This window comes from Colwellia sp. KU-HH00111, assembly GCF_040362745.1.
Taxonomy (GTDB): Bacteria; Pseudomonadota; Gammaproteobacteria; order Enterobacterales; family Alteromonadaceae; genus Colwellia.
The window spans coordinates 1-4,458 of sequence record NZ_BAABWO010000018.1; the positions used below are offsets into that span (position 1 = coordinate 1).

The 4,458-nt window shown below is 36.9% G+C and carries 2 protein-coding genes; one reads left to right on the top strand and one right to left on the bottom strand.

Annotation, left to right across the window (positions count from 1 at the left end):
• Positions 1 to 349: 349 nt before the first annotated feature.
• Positions 350 to 1,192: a PEP-CTERM sorting domain-containing protein gene (locus ABXG98_RS18895; RefSeq protein ID WP_353540267.1), complete on the bottom strand. Its 843-nt coding sequence runs from the start codon at positions 1,190 to 1,192 to the stop codon at positions 350 to 352.
• A gap of 240 nt (positions 1,193 to 1,432) precedes the next feature.
• Between ABXG98_RS18895 and prsT the strand changes: the two genes are divergently transcribed.
• Positions 1,433 to 4,222 (top strand): XrtA/PEP-CTERM system TPR-repeat protein PrsT, encoded by a 2,790-nt coding sequence (gene prsT / locus ABXG98_RS18900; RefSeq protein ID WP_353540268.1) that lies wholly within the window; start codon positions 1,433 to 1,435, stop codon positions 4,220 to 4,222.
• The last annotated feature ends 236 nt before the right edge of the window (positions 4,223 to 4,458 follow it).

Genomic DNA, 4,458 nt, shown 5'->3' on the forward strand with positions numbered 1-4,458 from the left:
GTAATTCATTGCACCAATGAAAGTGTCAGAATAAATTCTAACCTACATTGAAACACAACCCTTGGAGATTACCCCTGTAGGGCGTAATTTATTGCGCCAGTATCAATGTAGGGTGTAATTCATTGCACCAGAGTCAATGTCAGAATGAATTCTAACCCACATAGAACCACAAACCTTGAAGATTACCCCTGTAGGGTGTAATTCATTGCGCCAGTATCAATGTAGGGTGTAATTCATTGCACCAATGAAAGTGTCAGAATGAATTATAACCTACATTACAGACAAAAAAATAGGCTGTATTACAGCCCATTTCATTTAATCTTGTTTAGGATTTAATTACAAACCCTAGTTATACTTTAGAGTTCCTGACTTTCTTTTGTCTAGAAGCAAATAATCCCAGCCCTGCAAGTAACATTAGCATAAGTGTTCCTGGCTCAGGTACTTCTGTTTTACCTGATTTAGCTCCGGTAACCACTTCTATTATATCGTTTGCACATGTCATCTGCCAACGAAAAGCTAACTGCGCTGCATCCATCAATGTAGAAGCACTGATATCAAAAGTCATGGTTAAAATATCAGAGTAAGTATTTGTGCTCCAATGTCCACCTGAGCCAACGGCGCTAGGTGCATTTTTAGACATAATAACTTGCCAGCCACGGTGTCCGCCGCTTTCACCAGTTTTGATAACATCAGAAGAGTAGCTTGTATAACCAGTGTTAGCTATATCTCTTAAATTGCCACGCTGATTATAACGGTTATAGCCCCTATTACCACCTAGATCAAAAGCATATTGCCATTGGTTGGTACTTTTTTTAGTATCGCTAGTTGCTTGATGGCTACTTTCATTACAACCTACTCTACCAGAACCATCAGAACATTGATCAGCTTCAGTGTAATCATCTCTGTCCATTATAAATAAATCACCTAAATCATAATAAGAGCTGGTGTTATGTGAAATAAATGCAGATTTAATTTGTACCGTAAGCTCACCAGCGACTGATCTATCGACAGTCATCCACTCTATATCATAATTAGCGCCACCATAAACATCTTGGGTTGATTGATTCCCACCATCGGCACCGACATAATTATCAAATAACGCATTTGCAGGCACTGTACCGGCATAGCTGAGAGAAGAAGCCATCATGGCTATTGAGGCACATGCAAGGCTCAATTTAGTAATAAATTTCATAATAGTTCCATAAATAATCAATTTTTCAACATCAATGATATAAACAAAGCAAAAATCAAGCCAAAGATATATCCATCTGTTTATGCTTGGTTTTTTCAAACCGCTATACAGATAATAGTAATGACTGTAAAAACTCTCGACACTTTTTTATTTAATAACCTCAGTATAATACTTAACGTTTAATTTTAATAGTGCAATAATCCTTATATACACTTTATCAACTTATACATTGTTGTCCTTATGACCCGTGCATTAAAAATTTCTTTGCTATTGTTTACATTTTTTACGTCTTATACGTTACAGGCTAATGAAGCTTATGAAGACGCGTTAAAAAGTTTTCATAAACAAGCATATAATGAAACGATTATTCATTTAAAAAATGCGTTAAAAGCAGATATTGATCATATCCCTTCTCGTATTCTACTGGTAGAAACTTTAGTTGCTCAAGGTCAAGGAGAAATGGCTGAAACAGAGCTTTATGACCTACAAGGGCGCGGGGTTGACTTTAACCAAATTGTTGCACTGCTTGCACAATCTCTTATTTTACAAGATAAATATCGTGAAGTATTAGACGTAGCAACATCAGGCTACCGTGGAAATGATATTGAAAGTCGTATTTTATTTTCAAGAGGGCAAGCACATCTTGGCTTAAATCAACTACGTCAAGCGGAACAAGCATTCAGTGAAGCCTTAGCAATGCAATCTGATTTTCAGTTAGCTATGTTAGGTATTGCCCAAGTTGCTATCAACCAGAATGACCTCGCTAAAGCTAATAAGTTTGTTGACCAAGCCCTATTATCATATGAGCCATTAATAAATGCGTGGATTATGAAAGCTACGCTTTATCAAATACAAGGTCAGTTCGAAAAAGCATTATCTATCCTTAACGATATGGTTGAACGCGATGGCGAACACTTACAAGTAAGGCTTAATAGAGCAACACTTTATATTACCAATGAAAAATGGGCTGAAGCTGCGCAAGATCTTGATTTGATCTTAGCAAAAATCCCTCTAGAGCCAAGAGCAAAATATTTGCGCGCTATTGTTAGTGCGCAGTTAGGAGACAATGAGGATAGTAAAAACAAGATTAATGAAACGATTGTTACTTTAAATAGTATTTCTGATGAAGTAATGAAACAAAACCCTAGTTACCTTTTTCTTGCTGGGGTCACAAATTATAATTTAGGAAACTTTGAAGATGCATTACGCTATTTTCAATATTATTTAACCATAAAAGAAAATGACTTTGGCAGCCTAAGATATATTGCCATTATCGAGCTAAAGCAAGGCAATCCGCAAAACGCCAAAAACCTTTTGTCTAAAGCTAACGTTTATTATCCTGATGACCCCGCTTTGTTATCTTTACTTGGCATTTCGTTAATGGAGTTAGGCAAAATTGAACAAGCAAAGTATTATTTTGAAAAAGTGGTGAGTTTGACCCCTGGCTATGGCAGCGCACTAAGCAATTTAGCGCAAAGTGAGATCCTTGCAGGCAATTATTCACAAGCGATCAGCAACTTGCTTGATGCAAAAAAGTCAGATGACAATAGCCCCAATATCACATTACTTCTTGTTGAGGCTTATCTAAAAACGAATCAGTTTGATAAAGCAAAAGAATTAACGCAAAAGTTAGTTAATGCTCAACCGCAAAACAGCTATTTTCAAAAGCAGCATGGCATAGCACTGGGCTTATCTGGTGATATAGAGAAGGCAAGAGCGGCTTTTTTAGAGGCCGTAAAACTTCAACCCGAAAATAGTGATGCAATTATACATCTCGCCAGAATGGAGTTTATTGCTCAAGGCCCAGAATCGGCAATAGCACTATTAAAAAGCAAGGTGGAACTTCAACCTAAAAACACAAAGTTAATTGTTGAATTGGCTGATCTATATTTGAAAATTGGCCAAATGGATAAGGCATTAGCACAGTATCAACAAGCCTTTGACTTTGATAATCAAAATGTATTTACCTTAACCAAATTAGTTGATTATTTCTTTATTACCAAAAAATATAGTAAAGCTGAACCAATATTACTCGCTTATTTACAAAAACATCCTAAAGACAGCAAGATAAAGATCAAACTCGGCCACTTATATGGCAAATTAAATAAACCGCTAAAAGCAATTGACACCTTTAAATCAGCCGTAAATGAATCAGCTGATCGAACAAAAACGTATATGTTATTAGCCCAAGCACAGCTAAAAATAGACAATAGAGATGGTGCGATAAGATCATTAAATAAAGCAACTGCATGGGATGAAAAGCGCATTGAGCCATTACTCATGCTTTTTCCAATTGCATTGTCACAAAAAGACTATGCACGTGCTGAGCAAGTTATCTATACCATTAACAAATTGATACCGGAACAAGATGTGGTTGATATCTTGAACGCGCAGCTATTTGAAGCCCAAAAACAATTAACAAAAGCAGAACAATATTACCGCAAAGCCCTCAAGAAAAATCAAAGTAAGCAATCAACTTATGGTTTATTCAATGTGTTAAATAAACAAAGAATGTATACAAAATCACAAACCTTGATTAAAGAGTGGCTAAGCAAAAACCCTGATGATGTTGTGGCCGAGATCTCCCTTGCCGAAAGTTATGCCTTACAAGATAATTTATCTAAGTCTTTAACGTCTTACCAAGGGTTAATTGAGAAATTTCAACGTATGCCAATATTGCTTAACAACGCTGCCAACATTGCCTTACGCTTAGGGGATAAAGGCTTAGCTGCAGAATATGCTAATGAAGCCTATAAAAAGGCGCCTAACAACCCTAGTATTATTGACACCTTCGCATGGATTAATACTCAGTTAGGAAAACGATCTGAAGCTATTTCGTTATTTAGACAAGCATTAGTACTCGACTTTGACAACGCTGAAGTGAAATATCACCTAGCTGTGACGTTGAAAGCCGAACAACGGGATAGAGAGGCATATAAGCTGCTGACTGAAGCTGTAAAAGCCGAACAAGAGTTTTCAGATAAGGCGTTGGCAAAAGAATTACTTAAACAATGGCGGTTAGAAAATTAATTGTAGCGCGGTATTTAATGAAGCACATCCCTGTAGGGTGTAATTTATTGGGCCTTTGTCAGAATGAATGCTGACCTACATTAGATCACCGCCCCTGTAGGGCGTAATTCATTGCGCCTTGTCAGAATGAATTCTAACCTACATTAAAACCCATCACCTGTAGGGCGTAATTTATTGCGCCTTTGTCAGAATGAATTCTAACCTACATTAAAACCCATAACCTGTAGGGCGTAATT

What these genes read in the sequence shown, in the direction of transcription:
- ABXG98_RS18895 (WP_353540267.1), bottom strand. Translation starts at nt 1,192, where the DNA reads ATGAAATTTATTACTAAATTGAGCCTTGCATGTGCCTCAATAGCCATG.
- prsT (WP_353540268.1), top strand. Translation starts at nt 1,433, where the DNA reads ATGACCCGTGCATTAAAAATTTCTTTGCTATTGTTTACATTTTTTACG.